Genomic DNA, 23,877 nt, shown 5'->3' with positions numbered 1-23,877 from the left:
CAAATGGGGTTGATGGTGCGAAGACGCGAACTACAAAGTTCGCGCTACAGATGTTCAGGACTGATTTTACTGAATATCCAGCGAATACGGCAGGCGGGCCTGCACGCCGCGCATCTGCATGAGCTGCTGGTACTGGGCGTAGGCGGGGTAAAGGGGGCCGAGCTCGGTTTTGAGGGCGCGGGTTTTGGCGGCATCGTCGTCATCGCCGAACATGGAGATAAAGCCTTCGAGGGCCGATTTCTGGCGGGGCAGGCGCTGCACGCGGTAGTCGTCGGGCTGGAGGTGGGCGCGGGCGGCGGCGATGTTGATGGCATCCTGGTAGTCGCCGAGCACGTCCACGAGGCCGTTGTGTTTGGCTTCGAGGCCGCTCCAGACGCGGCCCGATGCCAGGCGGCGCAGGCGCTCCACGGGCATGTGGCGGCCCTGGGCGGCCTTGCTGGTGAAGTCGGCGTAGATGCGGTTTACTTCTTCCTGCAAGGTGCGCTTCTCGAACTCCGTGAGCGGGCGCGTGATGGTGGGCAGGTCCGAGAACTTGCCCGTCGTCACGCGGTCCACGGTGATGCCGAGCTTGTCGGCCAGCAGCGGCTGGATGTTGGGTAGCACCCCAAACACGCCGATGGAGCCCGTGATGGTGTTCGGGTGGGCCACGATGGTGTCGCAGGCCATCGCAATGTAGTACCCGCCGGAAGCCGCCACATCGCTCATGCTGGCGATAATCGGCTTCACTTTCTTGGTCAGCAGCACTTCGCGGTAGATGATGTCGGAGGCCAGCGAGGAGCCGCCCGGCGAGTTGATGCGCAGCACTACGGCCTTCACCCGGTCGTCGAGCCGGGCCTTGCGGATGGCTTCGGCAAACTTGGTGCTGCCGATGTTGTCGTCGGAGCCCTTGCCGGTCACGATGTCGCCCTCGGCGTACACCACGGCAATATAGCGGCCGGCCTTGCCCTGGCGCTCCTCGGCATCGCCGTTGTAGGAGTTGTCGGCGTAGTCGGAAAAACTTATTATGCTGGGCTTCTTGTCTTTGGCCACGTCCAGCTTGCGGCGCATGTAGTCCTGCACCTCATCGAAGTAGCCGAGCTTGGTGACGAGGTGCAGGCGCAGGGCATCGGGGGCGTTATGCACCAGCATCGAGTCAGAAATCACCTTGAGGCGGGCCGGGTCGATGCCCCGGGTTTTGGCCACCTCGCCAATCATGTAGCCGTTGATGGAGTTCAGGAACGACACCGTCTGGTAGCGGGCCGAATCGGAGAAGTTCTCGCGGAAAAACGGCTCGACGGCGCTTTTGAAGGAGCCCACGCGGAAAATGTAGGGCTCGATGCCGGCCTTGGCGAACAGGCGCTTGTAGAACATCACCTCCGTGCTCAGGCCGTTGAATTCGAGCGTGCCCTGCGGGTTGAGGTAGATTTCGTTGGCCACCGAGGAGAGGTAGAAGCTCTTTTCGGAGGCGATTTCGTGGTAGGCCACCACAAACTTGCCGCTCTTTTTGAAGTCGAGCAGCGCGTTGCGCACTTCCTCCAGCGAGGCCATGCCGCCCTGCACAATGCCCAGGTTCAGCAGGATGCCCTTGATGTCGTCGTCGGCCTTGGCGCGCTTGATGGCTTCCTTCACCTCCACCAGTCCCGTGCTGCCGCCCCCGCCCAAGCCGCCGAAGCGGCCTTCGCGCCCGCGCTCATTGAGCGGCTCGTTGAGCTTGAGCTCCAGCACCGAGTTGGCGGCGGTTTCCTTGGGCTCGTGGGAGCCGCTCACCGTGGCCCCGATGAAGATGGCTAAAACCACAAACCCGAGGAAAGCAAAGGCCGCAAGGCCCACAATGGTGGCGAGGACGTACTTAAGAAACTGGCGCATGGGTGCAGACTAGGTGAGAGCAGGCAAAAGTAGGCGGCGCGGGCCGTTCGGCCGGCCAAATGTAAGGATGGGGCTTTCGACGCCGGAAACCGGTATCGAAAAGGGTGGAAAATATCATCGAAAGGCCGGAAATCAGTGTTAAGCGCCCGGAAGCCGGCATCTCAAGGCCGGGCAGACCGTTCGAAAGCCCGGGAAGACCGTTCGAAAGGTTGGAAAAAGCGTTTGAGGCGCCGGGGAGGATAGTTGAAGCGTAGCCGGTCTGACCGCCCTAGGCGGTCCGGCCGGTTGAAGGCAGCACGTTCTGATAAACAACGACAACCGGTCGGACCGCCTAGGGCGGTCAGACCGGGGCATTCGGAACCTTAATAACCGTACTTTTCGCCCCACCAGCCGCGCAGGCGCTCTTGGATTTTGGCCTCGCCGGCGTTGTGGCCGGGGGCGTAGAAGCGGGTGCCGCTCAGGGCGTCGGGCAGAAACTCCTGGGCCTCAAAATTTCCCTCGCCGTTGTGCGAGTAGGCGTACTCTTTGCCGTAGCCGAGCTGTTTCAGCAGGCGGGTGGGGGCGTTGCGCAGGGGAACCGGCACGGGGTACACGCCGTTGGCCTTCACCTCGGCCTGGGCGGCCCGGATGGCCAGGTAGGCGGCATTGCTTTTGGGCGAAGTGGCGAGGTAGATAACGGTCTGGGCGAGAATTAAATCCGATTCGGGCAGGCCGATGACGGTGCAGGCCTGGAAGCAGCTCGTGGCCAGCATCAGGGCGTTGGGGTTGGCGTTGCCAATGTCCTCGGAAGCCAGAATGAGCATGCGGCGGGCGATGAATTTCACGTCCTCGCCGCCTTCCAGCATCACGGCCAAGTAGTAGAGGGCGGCGTTGGGGTCGGAGCCGCGCATGGACTTGATGAAGGCCGAAATCACATCGTAGTGCATTTCACCGCCCTTGTCGTACTTGGCCAGGGGTCGCTGGGCCACGGTCTGCACCACCGCATCGGTTATCTCGATAACGCCTTTTTTATTGGGCGGCGTGCTTTGCACCACGATTTCCAGAAGGTTGAGCAGCTTGCGGGCGTCGCCGCCGCTGAGGGCCAGCAGGGCGTGGTCTTCTTTCAGCACCACCTTTTTCTGCTTCAGGGCGGCGTCCTCGGTCAGGGCTTTTTGCACCAGCCCGCGCAAAGTGCCCGCGCCCAGCGCCTCCAGCACGTACACCTGGCAGCGCGAGAGCAAGGCCGGAATGACTTCGAAGGAAGGATTCTCCGTCGTGGCTCCAATCAGCGTTACGGTGCCGTGCTCCACCGCGCCCAGCAGCGCATCCTGCTGCGCCTTGCTGAAGCGGTGGATTTCATCAATAAAGAGCACCGTGCCGCGCTGACGCTTGGCTTTTTCAATGACGTCGCGCACGTCCTTCACGCCGGCATTGATGGCGCTCAGGGCTGAGAATGGCTGTTTCAGCTCCGAGGCCAGCAGGTGGGCCAGGGTAGTTTTGCCCACGCCGGGCGGCCCCCACAGGATGAGGCTGGGCAGCCGGCCGGAATTCAAATAGCGGCGCAGCACGCCGGTTTCGCCCACCAGGTGCTGCTGGCCGGCGTAGTCGGCCAGGCGGCGGGGGCGCTGGCGCTCGGCCAGGGGCGCATCCGGGCCGGGCGCGGCGGCGGGGGTGAAGGCGGCGGGTTCGTCGTCGGGGAAGAGGGAGGCCATGGGGATAGTTTTGGGCAAAGTTCGGGCAGCGCAGGCGTTACGTGCGTTTTTCGTTTTAAATCGGCTTGAACAGCCGTTGCAACGCCAAATTTCCGCGGGCTGCTGGGCCGCCGGCCGCGCTTGGCTGCTGGGCTGCCGGGGCTGCCAACTGCCCTTGTACCTTTGCGGCATGGGTCCTTTTTTGCGGCATTTATGGGCGAAGCGTGGCGTTGACCTTTACCAAACCGGACTGCTGATGGCGCTAGTGGTGCTGCTGGTGTGGAATGTGGGCGTGCCGGTGCTGCACGATTGGGACGAAGCGCGTCTGGCCGTGAATGCCTCCGAAATGCTCCGCACCGGCGACTGGCTGATTACCCACTACGATGGGCACCCCGACCTATGGAACACCAAGCCGCCGCTGCTCATCTGGCTGCAAGCCGCCAGCCTGTATGTGCTGGGCTACAGCATGTGGGCCATTCGCCTGCCCTCGGTGGTGGCGGCGCTGGCCACGGCTTGGCTGCTCTACCGGTTTGGGTGCTACACGCTCGGGAGCCGCTTCGTGGGCACCTTTGCCGCCCTGATTCTGGCCACCAGTCCGGGCTACAATGGCATGCATGTGGCCCGTTTCGGCGATTATGATGCCTTGCTGGTGTTGGGGCTCACGGCCACGGCCCTCAATTGGTACCAATACGCGCAGCAGCGGCGGGCCGGGCGGCTTTGGCGGGGAGCGGCGTGGTTTGCCCTGGCGTTGCTCACCAAATCGGCGGCGGCCTTGCTACTACTGCCGGCCGTGGCCCTCGCGCTGCTGCTGGAGCCCGCCAGCCGCTGGGTGTTTGGGCAGTGGCGCACGTATGCGGCCGTGGCGGTGGCGGTGGTGCCGCTCGCGGTGTTTTACAGCCTGCGCGAGGCGGCGGCCCCGGGGTACCTGGCCGCTACGTGGTTCAACGACTGGTACGGCCGGCTAAGCCAGCGCATTGTGACCGTCAATTACCCATGGTGGATTTATATCCAGCGGCTGCTTTTTCCGGGGCTGCTCACGTGGGTGTGGTTGCTGCCGGTGGGCAGCTGGCTGGGTTTTTCGGCCGCCGCTGGCGCTACGCCCACCCGCCGGTTTGCCCGGTTTGCCAGCGTGTACGTCTTCGTCTTTTTGATTATTCTTTCAATGGCGCGCACCCGGCTTTGGTGGTACAGCGCGCCGGTGTACCCCATGGCCGCGCTCCTGTGTGCCCTAGGCCTGGCGCACTTGGTCCGGCAGGCCCGGCACCGCTGGCACTGGCCGAAACCAGCCACAGCGGGCCTGCTCGTGCTTGCCGCAGTGGTGCCCGCGGCGGTGCTCCTGCGCCACGAGTGGACCCGGTGGGAAGCGGAGAAAACCGACCCCATGCTGCAATATGGCTACCAGCTTCCCCGAATAGTAGTTGCCTATCCAACGCTTTACACGTTCAACATCCTGCGGGAGCCAGGGTACCACACCACGCTGAATTTTTACCTGGCCGCCCTGCACGCCCAGGGCGTTTCGCCCATCGAAATCATCGGCAAGGATGCCGCCTTGCAGCAGCTAAAGCCCGGCCAGCGGCTGCTGGTTTGCTCTGCCCTGATGCAGCGCTATGTGCAACAGCACTACCGCACCCAGCCGCTGGAATCGGTAGCGCCGTGCGTATTCCTTGAAATTCTGGGCAGCAAATAGGCAATAACGAGGGTTCGTTTCGTGGCCGGGCAAAAGGAAAGCCAGAACGTATAGCGAAGTAGCGCGACCTTTGTAGTGCGCGTCCCCCGCGCCGTTTCAACGATTGCAAACGACGCGGGGGATGCACACTACAAAGGTCGCGCTACTATGCCCAATCAATTCCGCGTCCATGCGGCCCTCTTCGTCGTTACGGTTATATACGCGGCCAATTATTCACTGTCCAAGGACGTGATGCCGCTCTACATGACCCCGTTCGGCATCGTAACGCTACGAGTGCTGGGGGCGTCGAGCTTCTTTGCGCTGGTGAAATACTTCGTGGCCCCGCAGGACAAAATCATCGGCTGGGCCGATAACCGGCGGTCCATTATTTGCGGTGTGTGCGGCATTGGGGTCAACCAGTTGCTGTTCTTCTCGGGGCTGAACCTGACTTCGCCCATCAGTGCCTCGCTGCTGCAAACAATCGCGCCCATTGTGGTGGTCATCGCCTCGGCGGTTTTATTGAGCGAGAAGATTACGCTGCCGCGCGTGCTGGGCATTGCGGTGGGAGCGGCGGGCGCGGCCTCTCTCATCCTCAGCCGCAACGCGCAGGCGGCTATCTACCCGCACGCCACGCTGGGCAACCTGTTCATCCTGGCCAATGCCACCGTATTTGGCCTGTACCTAGTGCTGGTGCAGCCGCTCATGCGCAAGTATCATGCGTTTACGGTGTTGGCGCGGGTATTTCTGGTGGGGGCCATCGTGGCGGTGCCCTTCGGCTGGCGCGAGGCGCTGAATGCCAACTACGCCAGCTTCCCGCTCAAAATCTGGCTCGAAATCGGCTACATGGTGGTTTTTCTCACCATCCTGGCCTACCTGCTCAATAACTGGGCGCTGAAATACGCCTCGCCGGCCCTGCTGGGCGTGTACATCTACCTGCAACCGGTGCTGGCTGTACTTATCGCCGTCGCCCTGGGCAAAGACAATTTTAGCTGGAGCAAAGCCGGGCAGGCGGTGCTCATTTTCGTGGGCGTGTGGCTGGTGAGCCAGAAGCCGAAAGCCGCGCCCGCGCCGGCCGTGCCGCCGGAAGCGGTGATGGACTGAGAAGGCTGCTTGAAACGTAAGCCGTCATGCCGAGCGCAGCCGAGGCATGACCGGCCTGCTTTCTGCGAGTCCGCCGCGCTAGTGTGCCGTCTGCGGCTGAAACTCCGTAACTGCCTCGCCCAAATCCAGCACCTCCGCCCCTGGGAGTGCGGCTTGCACAATGCTGGTCCCGGCTGCCGAACGGTAGCCGCCCGCGCAGTGAATGAGGATGGGCTTATCGGTCGGAATCTCGTGGGCGCGCTCGCGCAACTCGGGCAGCGGAATGACCAGCGCATTGGCGAACACCGGCGTTTCGGCCTCGGTCCGGTTGCGGATGTCCACGATGGTGAAGGCTTCGGGGTGCTCGCGCACGGCCGCTACGTCCACGGCGGGGGAGGTGGCAGGCTGGGCGGCCGGGGCCAGCAGCGCGCCTTTGATGTTGCCTTCGTAGCCAATTTTGGCCGTTTTGCGGATAACCGTGTCCAGCGCAATTTTGGAATCGGCCAGCAGATAGAAGGACTCTTTGGGGCCGACAACCGAGCCCAGCCAGGTTTCAAACTTGCCGCCGTCCTGCAAATTAATGGCCCCCGGCAGGTGGCCGGCGCGAAACTGGGCCGCCGGCCGCGTGTCGATGAGCAACACGCCGGGTTCCGGCACGGCGTCGCTGCCCAGGTGCGGCACCGCCCGGATGCTGTTCTCGAAGCTGGGCGCACCCAGCCGGTTCAGCGCCACGTCGTGGCCGAAGTACTTGGGTACGAAGGGCTGGTCTTCGAGCAGGACTTTAATGAACTCGTTCTGCGACATGGGTTGCAGGGCGTAGTTGGTTTTCAGTTCCTTGGCGATGGTGGAGTCCAGGTCAAGGCTGGTGGTTTTGCCGCAGAGCGAGCCGGGACCGTGGGCGGGGTACACCTTGGTGCTGCCGGGCAGGGTCATGAGCTTGTTGCGGGTGCTTTTATACAGCTGCGCAGCCAGCTCTTCGCGCTTGTGGCCACCCACGGCCTCGTCCTCGCGCAGGTCGGGCCGGCCCACGTCGCCCACAAACAGCGTGTCGCCAGTAAACACGGCGCGGCTCTGGGCCAGCTCATCCATCAGCAGAATGCTGATGCTATCCGGCGAGTGGCCTGGCGTGTTGATGGCGTGCAGCTCGTAGCTGCCCAGCTTGAGACGGTCGCCGTCATCGAAATTCTTATGCGGATATTTGGCTCCCACCAGCTTGCTGCAATAGATAGTAGCCTCGGTTTCCTCAGCAATTTCCAGGTGCGACGACACGAAATCGGCGTGCGGGTGCGTCTCAATCACGGCGATAATGTTGGCCTCGTGCTCGTCGGCAAAATCGTAGTAAGGCTGCGGGTCGCGGGCGGGGTCGATGACGACGACCTGGCGGCCGCAGCGCACCGCGTAGCTGGCGTGGGCCAGTCCCTTGTCATAAAACTGCTGGATTTGCACGGCCGAGGCCGTGCTACTGGGAAGGGGAGGCATGGGTACAGGGGAGGGTTGGAAGCCGGGTGGTTTGCTCAAATATAAGCAACCCACGGATTGTGGCGAATTGTCCGGCTCGTGCTATCGCACAAAAAAGCCCCAGCCGTTAGGCTGAGGCTTTCCGGAAGAAGCGGGAAGGCAAAAAATTAGGCTTTGGCCTTCATTTTCATCTTGCCGCCGTCTTTGCCGTGGCCGTGGTGTTCGGCTTTCATCTTGTCCATCTTGGCGAACTGCTCCGGGGTGAGGATGGTCTTCATCTGGGCCTCGTAGCGGTCGTGGGCGGCTTTCATTTCGGTGCGGCCGGCTTTGCGGTCGGTGCCGTACTTGGTTTTGAGCGCGGCGCTTTCCTGCTGGCGGGCCAGCATCAGCTGCTCCATTTTGGCTTCCTGGTCGGCGTTGAGGCCGAGTTCTTTGGCCATTTTGCCGGCGCGGTGGTCGGCCATCTTGGCGGGGTCTTTCGGGCCCTGCTTGCCGTTGCCGTAGTGGCGGGCCGTCTGGTTGGCATCGGTGCCGGTGGTTTGCACGGCAGTTTGGGCGAAGCTGGTGCCGACGGTAGCCAAAGCGAGGGCGGCAAGCAGAAACAGGTTCTTTTTCATATTGGAGAAGAGTAAAAATGGGGGTGGGTGAGGAGGGGAGCACTAAGCCATTGCGGGAGCGACTTTGGTGCCTGTCAGGGTAGTTACAAGCGGTATGCCAGCATTTCGCCGGCGGGCTCCAAAAGGCAATTCATCGACGCACGGTCGCTATTTATTGACGGAGCGCCGCTTTATTCGGGCTGGGCGGCCGGGGCGTTGGCGCGACGCTCGCGCATTTTTTCGCGCTGCTCGTCGCGCATCTGGCTGAATTTGAGGAATTGCTCCGGGGTGAGCACCGTTTTAATCTGCTCATCGGCGCGGGCTTCGCTGGCTTTCAGGTCCTGGGCGGTGCCCATTTTCCGGCCGCCGGTGGTGCGCTGCTCGCGTAGCAACTGCAACTGCTGGCGTTGCGCCATGAGGATGGGGGCCAGGCGGGACTGCTGGTCGGCGGTAAGGCCAAGCTCTTTGCCCAGGTACTGGGCGCGGCGCTGGGCCAGCTGATCGGGAGCGGCGGTGGTACTGGCCTGAGCCGGAGCGTTAGCGGGAACCTGAGCGAAGGCGGTGCCGGCCGTGGCCGCGCTGGCGGCGAGGATAAAAAGGAGCTTTTTCATAGTAGTAATAGGGGTTTTCTGATGGGTAGGCGAAAGTAGTGCCAGTATGTTGGATGCATCGCGCCGGACCTGGTTTGGGGAGGGATTTTGGGCATGGGCCGCGCCGTAAAACCGCGCCTGCGCGGGGCCAGTGCCCCGGCGGTGGGAAAATGCTGCCTATATTTCGGCTCCGCCACCAGCGCCCGGGAGGATTTTCATTGCCCAACGGGCCGGGCGGGGATTTTTACTTCCTTCATTTATTTCAAACTTCTTCCTTCTTTACACCGAACACATGGCAAGTATTTTCGCCAAAAAACCATTGGCCGTGCTCTTGGGCGAGGCCAACTCCACCGGGCACGGCACCCTGAAACGGACGCTGGGCGCGGGCAACCTCGTGGCCCTGGGCGTGGGCGCCATCATCGGGGCGGGCCTGTTTGTCCGCACCGCCGCCGCCGCTGCCCAGGCTTCCGGGCCGGGCGTGACGCTGGCTTTCATCCTGGCCGCCTTCGGCTGCGTGTTTGCCGGCTTGTGCTACGCCGAGTTCGCCGCCATGATTCCCATTGCCGGCTCGGCCTACACTTACGCCTACACCACCATGGGCGAGTTCGTGGCCTGGGTTATCGGCTGGGCGCTGATTATGGAATACGCCCTGGGCGCGGCCACCGTCAGCATTGCGTGGAGCGAGTACCTGAACAAGCTCCTGGAGGTTTTTGGCACCAGTATACCGTATAATCTGAGCCACTCGCCCTTCGAGCACGCCGTGATTAACGGGGTGTCGCAGCACGGGGTTGTCAACCTGCCGGCTCTGCTCATCATCGTGGCCCTGAGCCTGTTGCTGGTGAAAGGCACCCAGGAATCGGCCCTCTTCAACGCCGTGGTGGTGGTGCTGAAAGTGCTGATTGTAATCGTATTCATCGCCGTGGGCTGGCAGTTCATCAACCCCGCCAACCATACGCCTTACCTGATTCCGGCCGATGCCGTGGTGAAAAACGCCGCCGGCGAGGTAGTTCGTACCTACGAAGGCTGGAACAAGCACGGCCTGGGCGGCATTCTGGGCGGCGCGGGTATCGTGTTCTTCGCCTTCATCGGGTTCGATGCCGTGAGCACGGCCGCACAGGAAGCCAAGAATCCCAAGCGCGACATGCCCATCGGCATTCTGGGCTCACTGGCTATTTGCACGGTGCTCTACATTCTGTTCGGGCACGTACTGACGGGCGTGGCCAACTGGCGCGAATTTGCCGACCCGGCCCTGGGCGGCGAGGCCTCGGTGGCGTACGCCATCCGGGCGCACATGCCCGGCTACGGCTGGCTGGCTACGGCCGTGACGGTGGGCATCCTGCTCGGTTTCACGTCCGTTATCCTCGTGATGCTGATGGGCCAGAGCCGCGTGTTCTTCTCGATGGCCAAAGACGGGCTGATGCCCAAGGCTTTTTCGGAACTGCACCCGCGTTTCGCCACGCCTTATAAGTCGAACCTGATGCTGATGGTGTTCGTGGGCCTGTTCGCAGCCTTCGTGCCCGGCTCACTCGCCGGCGACCTCACCTCCTTCGGCACCCTGCTGGCCTTCGTGCTGGTGAGCCTCGGCGTGTGGATTATGCGCAAGTCGGACCCCGACCAGCCGCGGCCGTTCCGCGCGCCGCTCTCGTCGGCCAGCTTCCCGCTGGTGCCCATCATGGGTGCCCTGGTCTGCTCAGCCCTGATTTTCGGCCTCGACACGTTCACCCTGAAAGTGGCTTTCGGCTGGATGGCCATCGGCTTCATCGTGTACTTCATCTACGGCCAGCGCAACTCGCTGCTCCAAAAGGGCATCGTGGTGGTACCCACCGAGATGGACGAGGAAGCCTTCATCAAGCCCGATAAGGACAACTGGTAGGCCGTAAAATGGCCAGCACCAAAAAAGCCCCGTCAGCAATTGCTGACGGGGCTTTTTTGGTGCTGGGTTTGGCCGCCTGCGTTTAGCTGGCCGCCTTCACCTCGCTTTTTAGTTTGAGCACGCGGTCGCCGTTTTCCTGTACGATGACCAGGGCGGGGTCATCGGCCGAGCCGTTGCGGTGGATTTCAGAGCCCTTGATGATGCGCGAAATGGGCTCTTTGTGCATTGATTCGATTTTGCCGGTGGCCGTGCCGGTGCCGTATTTCCAGGAAACTTTGGTGCCTTTACGCATAAAAACAGGAAGAAAACGGGGAGTTAAAGGGCTGAACTGAGTTTGAGCTACGTGTACTGCCAACGGCCGTTCCGCGTTGCGGCACTGGCCGGGCGCAGGCGGCGGACCGCGCTGCTCCGCCATTTCGCCGTTCTTTTGCGTAGTTCAACCATGCGTGCTGCCTTTTCGCGCGCCCCCCACGATGTTTCGATTGCTGTCGCTGCTGCTCCTGCTGCCCTTTTTTGCCCCCGCCCAAACGCCGTTCGTGCCCGATGAGCGGGCCTATTACGGGCTGATTGACCGGGGTAGCGGGCGCTGCCTCGACATTGCCAGCGCCAGCACGGCCAGCGGCGCGGCGGCCGTGCAGTGGGAGTTCACGCACGCGCCCAGCCAGCAGTGGCGCTTCGTGCCCATCCGGGCGGGCAGCGAGTACTACCGCATCGAAGCCCGCCACAGCAGCCAGTGCCTCACCGTGGACAAGCCCGGTGAGGGCCTGGGCTTGGTGCAGCGCCCGTTTCAGGGCAGCGAGCAGCAGCAGTGGCGGCTGGTGCCGGCCGGCCCGGTGGGCAGCTTCCAGCTCGAAAACCGCAGCGAAGCCCGCTGCGCCGCGCTGGCGGCTTCGGATAAATTCAACGGTACGCCCGTGGTGGCCCAGAAGAACAACGGCCGCGCCAGCCAGCAGTGGCACCTGTTCCGGCTGCGCCTGAACGTGCTGGAAGGGCCGTCGCCCTTCGGCGCGCCGCAGCCGCTGGCCGGGGCCGTGAATTCGCCCGGCAATGAAGTACATCCCGTGCTGAGCCCCGATGGCAAAACGCTGTATTTCGCCCGCACCAAGTTTGCCGGGAACACCGAGGGCAACACCGACTCCGGCGACGCCTGGCTGAGCCAGAGTTCAGACCAAGGCAAAACCTGGGCCGCGCCCACCCGCCTCGATGGCCTGAACACGCCCCAGAACAACGCCATGGAAGCCACCACCGGCACCGGCGGCCAGCTGCTGCTGGTGCGCGGGACCTACGAGCGCGACGGTACGTTCCGCGACGAGGGCCTGAGCCGGGTGGCGCAGGCCGCCGCCGTAGCCACCGGGGCCACGCCCAAAACCACCCGGCCTGAGGCCCTGCGTATTGCTAATTTCTATTCGGCCGTAACGGGCACGGGGTTTTATATGTCGGCCGATGGGCAAACCATGCTGCTCTCCCTCGAGCGCGGCGACTCGGAAGGCGGCAACGACATTTACCTAAGCCGGCCCGACGGCAGCGGCGGCTACACCGAGCCCAAAACGCTGGGGCCGGTGCTGAACTCGCCCGGCTTCGACTTCGCGCCCTGGCTCACGCCCGATGGCAAAACGCTGTATTTCGCCTCCTACGGCCACATGGGCTACGGCTCGGCCGATATATTTGTGAGCCAGCGGCTCGATGAGAGCTGGACCAAGTGGAGCGAGCCGCGCAACCTCGGCCCGGCCCTGAACGGTCCCGGCTTCAACGCCTACCTGACGCTCACGCCCGATGGCAAGACGGCTTACTACTCGTCCTCGGCCACGCCCAACGGCACCAAGGACATTCTGCGCACGGGCCGCGCCGTGCCGCCCGATTCGCTGCCCAAACCGGCCGTGGTGGCCGAGGCCAATGAAAACTCGGGCCGCGCTTTCCTGAGCGGGCGGGTGCTGGACTCCCGCACTAAGCAACCGGTGCCGGGGGCGGTGGTAAAGGCCAACCTGCTGGGCACCAGCAAAACCAGTCCGCAGTTCCTGGCCACCAGCACGGCCGACAACCAAGGCAACTACCAGATGTCGCTGTTGCCGGGCAAGTACTACCTCTCGGCCAACGGCGCGGGCCTGCTCACGATGGGCGACACGCTGGTGGCGGCTGGCTCGCCCCGGCGCGACATCCTGCTGCTGCCCGCTGCCGTGGGGGCCAAAGTGGACTTGCCCAGCATCATCTTCACCCAGGGCAAGGCCACGCTGCTGGGTTCGGCCTACACCGAATTGAACCGCCTCGCCATTGCCCTACAAGCCGCCCCCGCCACGGAAGTGCGCCTCGAAGGCCACACCGACAACGTGGGGCCGGCCGATAAAAACCAGCAGCTTTCCGAAGACCGGGTGGCCGAGGTGAAGCGCTACCTCGTGGGCCGCGGCGTGGCCGAAAGCCGCATCACCACCGTCGGCTTTGGCGGCTCGAAACCCAAATACGGCAATGACCGTGAAGAAACCCGCCGCCTGAACCGCCGCGTGGAGCTGGTGATTGTGAAATGACGGCCACTATTATCTCCGAAAACCCGCTGCCCGGCCTGCCCTCGGCCTCGGGCGTCGAAATAATTGGCCCCGTGGCCTACGTCATCGGTGACGACTCGCCCTACCTCTACCAGCTCGACGCGGCCACGCTGGCCGTTGCCGGCCGCATTGCGCTGTTCGAGGCCGCCGCTGATTTCGCCTCCGGTCGCCTCCCCAAGCTGATGAAGCCCGACCTAGAGTGCATGGTGGCCCTGACCTGGCCCGCTGGTCGCGCCGGCCTGCTGCTGCTCGGCTCGGGCAGCCGCTCCAACCGCGCACGGGGCTGGTTTGTGCCCACCGAAAACCCCGTGCCCAAGGTCATCGATTTGGCGCCGCTCTACGCCCACTTAGCTGCCAACCTGCCCGCCGGCGTGGTCCTCAACCTCGAAGCCGCCGCCACCACGGCTACCGAACTACTGCTGTTTCAGCGCATCGTTGGCCGGGCCGATGCGGCGCTACTCTTCGTGCTGCCACTGGCCGAAACGCTGGCTTTTCTGAAGAGTCCGACCGGCGCGAACCCGCCCGCCGTGCATCAGCTGGTGTTTGAGCTGCCACTGATTGACGGCTGCCCGGCCGGTTTTTCCGGGGCCACCTTCGTGGATGGCCGGCTGTTCGTATCGGCTTCGGTGGAAAATACCGCCGATGCCGTACTCGATGGGGCCGTGCTGGGCTCGTTCGTGGGCGTGGTGGATGTGGCCGCGCACACTGCGACTTTTGCCCGGCTGGCTTGGGCCGATGGCCGGCCGTATTTCGGCAAGGTGGAGGGGCTGGCCGTGCGCCAGCAATTAGCCCCTAACCAGTTTGAATTGCTGCTCGTGACCGATGATGACGCGGGCGGCAGCACTGCCGCCACGGCCCACCTCGTACTGGACTGAGGCGGACACCTGAGGCCATCCGGCGCGGCCGGTTTCGGCGAAATGGTTTTCGCTGAAACCGGCCGTTTTGCGTCAGGCCGAAACTTGTTTCGGGCCCGACCCCGTGTAGCGCGCTGGAAATGAGGTTTTAACTCTTGGCATTGGGATTGAAAACAGGGAGGCATCTCTCATTCATTCCCTTGTCAACCATGCACAACATCGACCGAACCCTTCAGGAGTTTGAAACCGGAGCCGCTACCAACGGCGAATTTGAAGGCAGCTACGAAACCAGCGGCGAGAACGGCTACGAAATGGGCCAGGAATACGCCCAGGAAATGGGGCAGGAGTTCGGCCAGGAATTCAGCGGCGAGTCGTTCGAAGTAAATAGCGAAGAAGAGCTTGCCGGGCAGCTGCTGGAAGTCAGCAATGAGCAGGAGCTGAACCTGTTCTTGGGCGACCTGATGAGCAAGGCCGTGGGCGCAGCCTCGCAGCTGGCGAAGTCGCCGGCCGGGCAAGGTGTGGGCCGCTACCTCATCGATTTTGGTAAGAAAACCCTGCCCCAGCTCGCCAGCCAGTACGGCGGCCAGGCCGGGGCCGCGCTCGGCAGCCGGGCGGGCGGCGCGCTGGGCAGCCGCCTGGGGCCGGCGGGGGCCCGCGCCGGGCAGTGGGCCGGCGGCAAAGCCGGAGGCTACGCGGGCTCGGCCGCCGGCAACTGGGCCGGTACCCAGGCTGGCAACTGGCTGGCCGACAACGCCCAGAAAGTCTTCGGGCTGGAGCTGGAAGCCCTGAGCCCCGAAAGCCAGGAACTGGAAATTGCCCGTTCGTTCGTGCGCTTCGCTACTGACGTAACCCGCCGTGCCAACCGTGCCCTGCGCCAAAACCCCGGCCTCAGCCTCGGGGCGCTGGGCCGGCAGGTGCTCAGCGCTTCGGCCCCGTACCACGCCCCCGGCCTGCTAAACGGGGCCATGCAACAGCTGAGCGGGCCCGCCCGCCGGGCCCGCTCCGGCACCTGGGAGCGGCGCGGCAGCACCCTGGTGCTCTACGACATCTGAGGGGCCTGGTGCCCCGGCCGTTTGCCCCGGCCCATTGCCTTGGGTGGGGCCCGCTTTTCTCATCCTTCACACTTCACTTTTAACCCCAATGTCATGTACAACAACGAATTTTCTCAGGAATTTGAGCAAGCCATCGGTCAGGAACTGGAAACCGGCGGCTCGTCCATGGAAACCTTTGAGTTTAACCCCGAATTCATGGGCGAAACCAGCGGTGAGACTCAGGGTGAGTCGTTCGAAATGAGCGGCGAGATGAACGAAACCCTGGAAATGGAATTTGCCCACGAGTTGCTGGAAGTCAGTAACGAGCAGGAGCTGAACCAGTTTCTGGGCAGCTTCCTGAAAAAAGCCGCTGGCGCGGTGGGCAACTTTGCCAAGTCTTCCGTGGGCCGCACCATTGGCGGCGTGCTCAAGTCGGTGGCCAAAAAGGTGATTCCCATTGCGGGCGGGGCCCTGGGCACGTTTGTGGGCGGGCCGCTGGGTGGCATGGTGGGCAGCAAGTTGGGCTCGATGGCCAGCAACCTCTTCGAGCTGGAGCTGGAAGGCCTGAGCCCCGAAGACCAGGAGTTTGAAACGGCCCGCGCCTTCGTGCGCTTCGCCAACGCGGCCGTGAACCGCGCCGCCACCCTCCAGAACCAGCGCAGGGGCATGCCCACCTCCGCCGTGGTGCGCCAAGCCCTGGCCAACGCCGCCACCCAGCACGCCCCCGGCCTGCTGCGGCCCCGCAACGCCGACGGTACTTTCCGCTCCATGAACGGCCGCAACGGCCAATATGCCAACCGCAACGGCCACAACGGGGCCCGGCGGCCGGGCTATCCGGCCCCTGGCCAGCCCGCCCGCTACGGCGCGCCGGCCTATGGCTACGCCGCTGCCCCGGCCACGAATGGCTACGACCAAGGGGGGTACGACGACAACGGCGACCAAGGCGACTACGCCCCCGCGTCCACCGGCCGCGCCACCCGCGGCACCTGGATGCGCCGGGGCCGTACGCTGGTTATCAACCTGTAAGCCTTCACCTTCTCACGGCCCCATGCCATGCGAACCGACGCTGACACCCGGTTTTTGGTGAACGAAACGCTGGCGTTGTTCAGCCGCCTCCAAACCGTGCGCTCCTTTTCGCTGAGCACGCCCATGGTGCTGGCGGCGGCGGTGTCGGCCCCGGCCCAGGCGGCCATCAACGCCCACCTGGCCCGCGTGGCCTTCGACCTGCGCCGCAAGCTGCTCAACTTCGTGAAGTGGCTGCACAGCCCCGAAAGCCGCCACCTCAGCGCCGCCAAAGCCCAGGCCCGCTACGTGCTGCTTAAGCTGCGCTTCAATAACCTGCTCGACCAGGTCGACATTTTTGGCGACGTGCTGGGGCAGCGCAGCGAGCACGGCACCGGCACTTGGGTGGCCGGACTGGACGTGCTGGCCGAAGACGCCCTGCACCTGGCCGGCCACCACTACGAGGCCCCGCCGCTCATCTGCTTTCTGGAGCGGGGGCACGGGGCGGCCATCCGGCGGGCGCGCACGCGCCTGCCGGGCGGCGACCTCAACCCGGTGGGCGTAATTCAGATTCCGCGCGAGCGCATGATTGGCTCGGGCATTGCCTCCTCGCTCATCCATGAGGTGGGCCACCAAGGCTCCGAGCTGCTGGACCTGACCACCTCCATTCGCGCCGCGCTGGAACAGCGCGTGGCCGACCACCCCCGCGAACAAGCCCTGCCCTGGCAGCTGCTCAGCCGCTGGCTGAACGAGATACTGTCCGACTGCTGGGCCCTGGGCCACCTGGGCATCTCGGCCACCTACGGCCTGCTGAGCGTGGTGAGCCTGCCGAGCTACTTCGTGTTCCGCATCGGCACCGACGGCCCGCACCCATTTCCCTGGATTCGGGTGAAAATAAGCCTGGCGCTGGGGGCGGCCCTGTTTCCGCACCCGCAATGGGCGGCCCTGGGCCAGCAGTGGGAAGACCTTTACCCCACCGACGAGCTGGGTACTGACAAAAAAGACCTCATCCACCGGCTCGAAGCCGTGCTGCCCGCCTTTGCCGGCCTCGTGCTCGGCCACCGGCCGGCCTCGCTGAAAGGCCTGCGCGTGGCCGATATTTTCCCGGTGGCCGAGCGCCAGCCCGACCAACTCCGCGCCCACTACGATGCCTGGCAGGCCCAGCCGCGCCTGCGCGAGCACAGTGCCCCGTCGCTGGTGTTTGCCGTGGTGGGGCAGGCCAAGGCCGACGGACGCATTTCGACCAACGACGAGGTGCGCGTGCTCTCGGGCATGCTCGCCCGCTGGGCCCTGAACCGGGCCCGCAACTACTGCGCGGTGCCGGCCCTGCCCGCGCCCGCAGCCCGGCACCAGACCTCTGTTTCCTCTCTCACTTCCATCTAAATCATCATGGCTTCTAAACCCTTACGCGGTGAATTAACCTTCACCCCCGATACGCTGGGCCTGGGCGACGACAACGAACTGCGCCTGCGCCTGACGGCCACGCAGCTCGGCGACAAGCTGCGCTCCGGCGGTAGTATTACGCTCGTGTTTACGGCGGATAATGACGCAAATAATCCGCATGAGCAAAGCTACAACTACGAATTCAACCCTAACAAAGGCCTGCTCACGCTCATCCAGGACCCTGCAAATGACAAACTGCCCTTTTACGACCACACCCAGACGGCCCATCGGCAGGTGAAAATCGAGAACGACGCGGGGGTAGACCTGATTTGGAAGTTCAGCAACTGGCGGCAAGCGGGTGGGTACAAAGTGAGCGGCACGCTGGTGCCTAGCGAAGGCGGTGGCGGCCTCGATTTTAAGGCCGGGGTGCTGCGGGTGACGGCCCAGATTGCCGCGCCGGGCCCACCCGCGCCTAACCCGCCGGCCGCCAACCAACCCGCGCCGGTGCCGGCCGCTGGCCGGCTGCCCATTCCGCTGCCCGTCACCTTGTTCGAAGCCGAGCGCGAGCCCAGCGCCGACCAGGTGCTGTGGGGCGTCATTCGGCGGCGCACCGTCAATTTCAGCCGCTACCGGGGCTTTATCGACAAAGTGCTGTGCACCAAGGACGGCCCCGACGGTCCCAACGCGCACCTGCGGGCCGATTTCCGCACCCGCCAGCTGCCCTTCACCCGGGCCGCTTCCTACACCATGCTGCGCTACGCCACCGAGTTTTACCTGATGCACGAGGCCGGCGTGGCCATCGACGATGGCACGGCGGGCATGGGCAGCCAGTGGGACGACGCCGGCGAGCGGCACCGCACCGGCGGCCTGCCGTTCGACATCAGCCGGCTGCGCGACACCTACCTCGAAAGCCTCGAAAACGAGGATGGCAAGGTATTGCCCTACTTCAAGATAATCCGCGAAAAGCTCTCGGAAGTGCCCCTGAAGAACCCCGATGACCTAGTGGGCGGCGACGACATCTGCTACGGCATCCTGAAATCGAAGCTGCAAAACCCGCCCCTGATGGAGCTCATCTGGTCGTACTGGCACGAGGAAGGTGGACTGGTGCAAACCATGAACGCGCTGAGCCTGCGCTTCCAGAACGTGCGCCGCCCCGGCCCCGGCCCCGACCCGCTGGCCAGCATGGCCATCGACCCGCTGCGGCCCCTGAACAACATCATCTGGGGCTACATCGAGGACGAGCGCAACCGCCTCACCATGAACCGCCGCAACCTGGAGTACCAGTACGAGTACGGCTTCGGGCTGATTGGGCGCGGCGTGCAGCCCATTGCCGTGGCCGAAAACCGCACCTTTTTCCTGCGGGGCTTCCACTCGCTGCTGCGCGCCGCCACCGAGTTCTACCAGCAGGCCAACTTCACCACCGTGATTCCCGACGGCTTCCCCATCCTCAACCACCTGCGCGAGGTGCATCTCACCCTGGCCGAAGGGGCTCATAACCAATACGGTGACCTGCCTTGGACGGCCCGCGCCGAGATGCTCACCCAGCAGTGGATTCTGGCCCGGCCCGAGGTGCGCGAGTTTCTGGGCGGCCGCATCATGGTACCCTACACCGAGCCGTGGATGGACCGCGTGGACAACATGAAGAGCATCCAGGGCTGGAACCCCACCAACATCACGCACTTCCACGACCTGGGCGCGTTTGGCGAGCAGCTGCTGCTCAGCATCCGCTACGGGGCCTGGAACAGCCCCACCGTGGGCGCCACCAACGCCGCCAACTGGGCCCACTACTGGCGCGAGGAAATCCAGCGCTATATCCACGCCTACAAGGCCGTAACCGGCATCGACCTGGCCACCGACCTCGGCGACATTCGCCAGAACCTGCCCGAGAACGAGGAGCGCTACCTCCAGCCCGCCCAGCTCATCGAGCGGCAGGTGGCCATCCAGCAGGGGCAGCTCCGCCGCACCCGTCAGCTCAACCAGCCCATCTCTTCGCTGCGCCCCATGGCGGCGCCCATCACCCGCCGCCGCGCCCTGAACGACTGACGGTTGGGTTGTAACCTGTTGGTCAGGAACGTCAGGGTTAAGCCTGAGAATAATAGAACGTCATGCTGAGCGGAGCCGAAGCATCTCTACTGCAATAGAAATTCAATCGTTAGGATTTACTCCTGCGGTAGAGATGCTTCGGCTCCGCTCAGCATGACGTTCTGTTTTTTAATGGCGGTATAAGTTGTTTAAAATCAAACCCCATGCTCGATTTTACCTCCGCGCTGTACCTCGGCCCGCGGCTCTTGCCACCGCCCGCTGGCCTCGTGCTGACCACCGGCCGGCCGGCCGCGCTGGGCGAGGACGACCGGGCCCGGCGGGTGGCGCGGGAAGTGGCCCGGCGGCAGGGGCAGGAAGCCGGCCTGCTGGCTCCGTCCACGCTGCACCTATTCTGGGACGTATTCGGGCTGGTGCCCGATGCGGGTGTGGTGCTGCTCGACCAGCGCCTGTACCCGGTGGGCCAGTGGGGCAGCCTGCGGGCCCGGCAGCGCGGCCTGCCGGTAGCCTGGTTTCGCGCCGACGACCTGGCGGCCCTCGCCCGCCTGCTGCACACCTACCGGCAGCAGGGCCGCACGCCCTGGCTCGTGACCGATGGCTGGCACCCCGGCCGGGGTCCCGCGCCGCTGGCCCGCTACCACGCGTTGCTGGCCGCGCACCCCGGGGCCGTGCTTTTGGTTGATGATACCCAGGCGTTTGGCGTGCTGGGGGCGGGGCGCACCGTAGAAAATCCATTGGGGCAGGGCGGGGGCGGCAGCCTGCCGTGGGCCGGGATAGCAGCCAGCGCGTCGGCCCCCGAAATCCTGCTGATTACCTCCCTGGCCAAAGGCCTGGGCGTGCCCGTGGCGGTGCTGGCCGGCCGCCAGGCCCGGCTCGCGCAGTTCCGGCGGCGCTCCGAAACATGGGTGCATACCAGCCCGGTTTCGACCTGGCACGCCTGGGCGGCCGAGGCCGCCCTCCGCCACGATGCCCGGCACGGGGAGGCGGCCCGCCACCGCCTGGGCTTGCGCATTAGGCAGTTTCGGCGGGAGCTGGCGCGGGCGGGCTTGCGGCCCTTGGGCGGCCCGTTTCCAGTGCAGAAGCTGGTGCTGGCCCGCACCACCGCCGCGCTCAGCCTGCACCAGCAGCTCCGGCAGGCGGGGCTTAATACCCTGCTGCTGGCCGGCGAAACCCAGCCCGACGTGCCCGAAATAGCCTTCTGCCTGCGGGCCGACCATTCGGGGGCCGACATCGCCCGCGCTACCACCGTGCTGGCGGCCCTGGCCCGCCGCACCGACTGGTTTTCCTCTCCTCCAACCGTCACTTCCTCGCCATGAAATCGACTTCTCTGCTTTCGCCGCGGCGGGCCGCGCCCGCTGCCGTGGCCATTCTCTACCCCAAGGTGGGCAACGTGCTGCGGGTGCCGCTCCGGCGCACCGCGCCGCCCGGCGCGGCGGGCTGCGAGCAACACCCCGAGCGGCAGTTCATTGTGTGGTTCAACCGGATGGCGGCGGCCCGGCCCGCGTTTCCGCTCCAAATCAAGAGTATTCTGCTCATTAGCGATGCCCCGCTGTGCCCCAGCTGCCACCGGGCGCTGGCTATGTACCTGAGCCGCTACCACCTGGCTGGCAAGCTGCGCTTGCGCTCTACCGCGCCGGCCGGCTGCGGCTGTGCTACGCGACAATTGCCGGGTGATAATGCTCGGTATCAACTGCCTAGGCAGATTATGCTCAGCCAACTGATTGCCGACTCTGAGTTGGAGGAAGAAGCCTGGTGGGAAAAAGCCAAAAACCTGGGCCGGGCCGCCGTGCTCACCGGCGCGCTGGTGATGGGACCGCAGGGCGCGTTCAAGCCCGTGTACGACGTAGCAAAATCCATCGCCGGAGCCTACGAAAAGCGGCGCAAAACCCAGCAGACGGTAGACGACAACACGCCCCCCAGCGGGAGCCGGTCGGGCCAGGCGCGGGAACTGGTGCTGGGGTAATGGACCGCGCCGCATCGAATGCCCGGTTCCTTGCGGAGCTCCGGCAGCTGGTGGCCTTACCCAGCATCAGCACCGACCCGCGCTATGCCGGTGACGTGCGCGCCTGCGCCGCCTGGCTGGCGGCTCACTTGCGCGGCATCGGGCTCGACGGGGTGCGGGTGTTTGAAACGCCGCGCCACCCGGTGGTATATGCCGAAAAGCGAGTGGGCCGGCACCTCCCCACCTTGCTCATCTACGGGCACTACGATGTGCAGCCCGTGGCCCCGGCTGCTGCCTGGACGGTGCCGCCCTTCGGCAGCGTCATCCGCGGAAACCGGCTGTATGGCCGGGGCGCTTCCGACGACAAGGGTCAGTTTTTCACCCATCTCAAAGCGCTGGATATCCTGCTTCAAGCCGGCGGGCCGCTGCCGCTCAACGTGAAAATTCTGCTCGAAGGCGAGGAGGAAATCGGTAGCCCCAACCTGGGCGCGTTCATCCACCGCCATCGCCCGCTGCTGCGCGCCGACTGGGCCGTGCTTTCCGATACCAACCTGCTGTCGGCCACCCAGCCGGCGCTCACGTATGGCTTGCGCGGCAGCTTCAGCGCCGAGCTGGAAGTGAGCGGACCCCGGGCCGAGCTGCATTCCGGCGTTTTTGGCGGGGCCGTGCTCAACCCCCTGCAAGCCCTGGCCGGGCTGCTGGCCCAACTGCACAACGCCCATGGCCGCATTGCCCTGCCCGGCTTTTACGAAGCCGTAACGCCGCCCCCTGCGGCGGAGCGCGCCTACCTGGCCCGCCAAGGTCCTTCCGATGCGCAGCTGCTGCGCGAAGCCCAGGTAGGGCAGGGCTGGGGCGAGGCCGGCTACAGCCTGTACGAGCGCACCACGCTGCGCCCGTCGCTGAGCATCACGGGCCTGAGCGGCGGCTACCAGGGCGCGGGCACCAAGTCGGTGATACCGCCCCGGGCCAGCGCCAAGCTGAGTTTCCGGCTGGCCCCCGGCCAGGACCCGCACGCGGTGGAGCAGCAGTTGCGGCAGTTTCTGGCGTGGCACGCGCCGCCGCAGGTGCGGGCCACGCTCACGGCGCAGCTGCACGCGCGGCCCTATACCATCGCGCCCGAACACCCGGCCATGCAAGCGGCCGCCCGCGCTTACGCCGTGGGTTTTGGGCGGGTGCCGGTGTTGCAGCGCTCGGGCGGGACCATTCCGGTGGTCACGCTTTTCGAGGAAGAGCTGGGGATTCCGACCGTGCTCATGGGTTTCGGCCTGCCCGACGACCACAAGCACGGCCCCGACGAATTCCTGCACCTGCCCAATTTCTGGCGGGGCATTCGCACCAGTCTGGCATTCCTGCGGGAGCTGGGCAGTGGCTCAATCAGCCGGAGCCGTGCCGCCGGAGCGGACGTGCGGCGCGGCGCACGGCACGCCCAGCCTCGTTCAGCCTTTTCACTTTAGCCCCCATTTTCGCCATGCTCATCATCGACTGCCACTGCCATGCCGGGCGCGGCGACGGCCTCACCGGCCCCTGGGATACCGACGCGCCGCTTCAGCCCTATCTGGCCTGGGCCGATGAGGCGGGCATCGAGCGCACGGTGCTCTTCGCCGCTTTCCACTCCGATTACGCGGTGGCCAACCGTCAGGTGGCCCGGCTGGTACACCAGCAGCCGGAGCGGTTCTACGGCTTTGCCTTCGTACACGCCCAGCGCGACCGCGGCCGGGTGCTGGCCATGGTGCGGACCGCCGTGGAAGAATATGGCTTCGTGGGCATCAAGCTGCACCGGTTCGATGCCCGCATCAGCCGCGAGGTGTGCGACGTGGCCCGCGCCTTCCGCCTGCCGGTGCTCTACGACGTGGTGGGCGAAATATCCGTGGTCGACCTGCTGGCCACCCAGTACCCCGACGTGAATTTTATTATCCCGCACCTCGGCTCGTTTTCCGATGACTGGCGGGCCCAGGCCGGCCTCATCGACTACCTCGTGCGCTGCCCTAACATCTACGCCGACACCTCCGGCGTGCGCCGCTTCGACATCCTGCTGCGCGCCGTGGAGCGGGCCGGCGCGGCCAAATTCCTCTTCGGCTCCGACGGCCCCTGGCTGCACCCCGGCGTGGAGCTTCAAAAAATAAAAGCCCTGCACCTGGCCCCGGCCGAGGCCCAGCAAGTGCTGGCCGGCAACCTGTTGCGCCTCATCGGGCGGGTGCGGCCGGAAGTAGGGGCGGGTGCCGCCCGGCGCGTGGCCGTAGCCGCCGAGCCGCTGGCCAACGAGTGGCGTGACCCCTGGCTGGTGGCCAAATGCTAGGGCCAGCCATTGGG

The 23,877-nt window shown here is 64.9% G+C and carries 19 protein-coding genes; 13 read left to right on the top strand and 6 right to left on the bottom strand.

The window, feature by feature from the left end:
- Window positions 1-66: 66 nt before the first annotated feature.
- Both sppA and ACVWYF_RS17040 read right to left on the bottom strand, forming a co-directional pair.
- A complete protein-coding gene (sppA, locus tag ACVWYF_RS17045) occupies window positions 67-1,845 on the bottom strand; it encodes a signal peptide peptidase SppA (RefSeq protein ID WP_457070187.1) in 1,779 nt (592 codons plus the stop codon).
- Window positions 1,846-2,207: 362 nt separating this feature from the next.
- Window positions 2,208-3,536, bottom strand: a complete 1,329-nt coding sequence (locus ACVWYF_RS17040; protein WP_457070185.1) for a replication-associated recombination protein A — start codon at window positions 3,534-3,536, stop codon at window positions 2,208-2,210.
- Between the two features lie 169 nt (window positions 3,537-3,705).
- On the opposite strand from ACVWYF_RS17040, the gene ACVWYF_RS17035 reads away from it, so the two are divergent.
- Window positions 3,706-5,202 (top strand): ArnT family glycosyltransferase, encoded by a 1,497-nt coding sequence (locus ACVWYF_RS17035; protein ID WP_457070183.1) that lies wholly within the window; start codon window positions 3,706-3,708, stop codon window positions 5,200-5,202.
- A 147-nt stretch (window positions 5,203-5,349) separates the two neighbouring features.
- Window positions 5,350-6,282, top strand: a complete 933-nt coding sequence (locus tag ACVWYF_RS17030) for a DMT family transporter (protein WP_457070181.1) — start codon at window positions 5,350-5,352, stop codon at window positions 6,280-6,282.
- Window positions 6,283-6,360: 78 nt separating this feature from the next.
- On the opposite strand, the gene ACVWYF_RS17025 is transcribed toward ACVWYF_RS17030, so the two are convergent.
- The 3 genes from ACVWYF_RS17025 to ACVWYF_RS17015 form a co-directional block, all read right to left on the bottom strand.
- Window positions 6,361-7,740, bottom strand: a complete 1,380-nt coding sequence (locus ACVWYF_RS17025) for an MBL fold metallo-hydrolase (protein ID WP_457070179.1) — start codon at window positions 7,738-7,740, stop codon at window positions 6,361-6,363.
- Between the two features lie 146 nt (window positions 7,741-7,886).
- On the bottom strand, window positions 7,887-8,336 hold the full coding sequence (locus tag ACVWYF_RS17020) for a hypothetical protein (protein ID WP_457070177.1): 450 nt from the start codon (window positions 8,334-8,336) through the stop codon (window positions 7,887-7,889).
- A gap of 170 nt (window positions 8,337-8,506) precedes the next feature.
- The gene (locus ACVWYF_RS17015) at window positions 8,507-8,926 is read right to left on the bottom strand and encodes a hypothetical protein (protein ID WP_457070175.1); all 420 of its coding nucleotides are present in this window, start codon (window positions 8,924-8,926) and stop codon (window positions 8,507-8,509) included.
- A 271-nt stretch (window positions 8,927-9,197) separates the two neighbouring features.
- Between ACVWYF_RS17015 and ACVWYF_RS17010 the strand changes: the two genes are divergently transcribed.
- Window positions 9,198-10,778 carry an amino acid permease gene (locus tag ACVWYF_RS17010; protein ID WP_457070173.1) on the top strand — a complete coding sequence of 527 codons (1,581 nt, stop codon included), beginning with the start codon at window positions 9,198-9,200 and terminating at the stop codon, window positions 10,776-10,778.
- 82 nt (window positions 10,779-10,860) lie between these two features.
- On the opposite strand, the gene ACVWYF_RS17005 is transcribed toward ACVWYF_RS17010, so the two are convergent.
- Entirely contained in the window at window positions 10,861-11,070 is a 210-nt protein-coding gene (locus ACVWYF_RS17005) for a DUF2945 domain-containing protein (protein WP_457070171.1), read from the bottom strand.
- 181 nt (window positions 11,071-11,251) lie between these two features.
- Here ACVWYF_RS17005 and ACVWYF_RS17000 point away from each other — a divergent pair, with 181 nt between their 5' ends.
- The 10 genes from ACVWYF_RS17000 to ACVWYF_RS16955 all read left to right on the top strand — a co-directional run bounded on the left by ACVWYF_RS17000 (window position 11,252) and on the right by ACVWYF_RS16955 (window position 23,863).
- Window positions 11,252-13,297, top strand: a complete 2,046-nt coding sequence (locus ACVWYF_RS17000; protein ID WP_457070169.1) for an RICIN domain-containing protein — start codon at window positions 11,252-11,254, stop codon at window positions 13,295-13,297.
- The gene (locus ACVWYF_RS16995) at window positions 13,294-14,190 is read left to right on the top strand and encodes a DUF6929 family protein (protein ID WP_457070167.1); all 897 of its coding nucleotides are present in this window, start codon (window positions 13,294-13,296) and stop codon (window positions 14,188-14,190) included. The genes ACVWYF_RS17000 and ACVWYF_RS16995 overlap by 4 nt, the downstream gene beginning before the upstream one ends.
- A gap of 188 nt (window positions 14,191-14,378) precedes the next feature.
- Entirely contained in the window at window positions 14,379-15,221 is an 843-nt protein-coding gene (locus ACVWYF_RS16990) for a hypothetical protein (protein WP_457070165.1), read from the top strand.
- 93 nt (window positions 15,222-15,314) lie between these two features.
- Window positions 15,315-16,226: a hypothetical protein gene (locus ACVWYF_RS16985; protein ID WP_457070163.1), complete on the top strand. Its 912-nt coding sequence runs from the start codon at window positions 15,315-15,317 to the stop codon at window positions 16,224-16,226.
- Between the two features lie 27 nt (window positions 16,227-16,253).
- Complete coding sequence (locus ACVWYF_RS16980) at window positions 16,254-17,585, top strand: hypothetical protein (protein WP_457070161.1); 1,332 nt, start codon at window positions 16,254-16,256, stop codon at window positions 17,583-17,585.
- Between the two features lie 6 nt (window positions 17,586-17,591).
- Window positions 17,592-19,628 (top strand): hypothetical protein, encoded by a 2,037-nt coding sequence (locus ACVWYF_RS16975; RefSeq protein ID WP_457070159.1) that lies wholly within the window; start codon window positions 17,592-17,594, stop codon window positions 19,626-19,628.
- A 203-nt stretch (window positions 19,629-19,831) separates the two neighbouring features.
- A complete protein-coding gene (locus ACVWYF_RS16970; RefSeq protein ID WP_457070157.1) occupies window positions 19,832-20,941 on the top strand; it encodes an aminotransferase class I/II-fold pyridoxal phosphate-dependent enzyme in 1,110 nt (369 codons plus the stop codon).
- Entirely contained in the window at window positions 20,938-21,588 is a 651-nt protein-coding gene (locus tag ACVWYF_RS16965) for a hypothetical protein (RefSeq protein WP_457070155.1), read from the top strand. The genes ACVWYF_RS16970 and ACVWYF_RS16965 overlap by 4 nt, the downstream gene beginning before the upstream one ends.
- Window positions 21,588-23,021 carry a dipeptidase gene (locus ACVWYF_RS16960; RefSeq protein ID WP_457070153.1) on the top strand — a complete coding sequence of 478 codons (1,434 nt, stop codon included), beginning with the start codon at window positions 21,588-21,590 and terminating at the stop codon, window positions 23,019-23,021. The genes ACVWYF_RS16965 and ACVWYF_RS16960 overlap by 1 nt, the downstream gene beginning before the upstream one ends.
- Before the next feature lie 14 nt (window positions 23,022-23,035).
- A complete protein-coding gene (locus ACVWYF_RS16955) occupies window positions 23,036-23,863 on the top strand; it encodes an amidohydrolase family protein (protein WP_457070151.1) in 828 nt (275 codons plus the stop codon).
- The last annotated feature ends 14 nt before the right edge of the window (window positions 23,864-23,877 follow it).

Source organism: Hymenobacter sp. UYAg731 (assembly GCF_054061335.1).
This window is presented reverse-complemented; position numbering and strand designations above follow the sequence as displayed.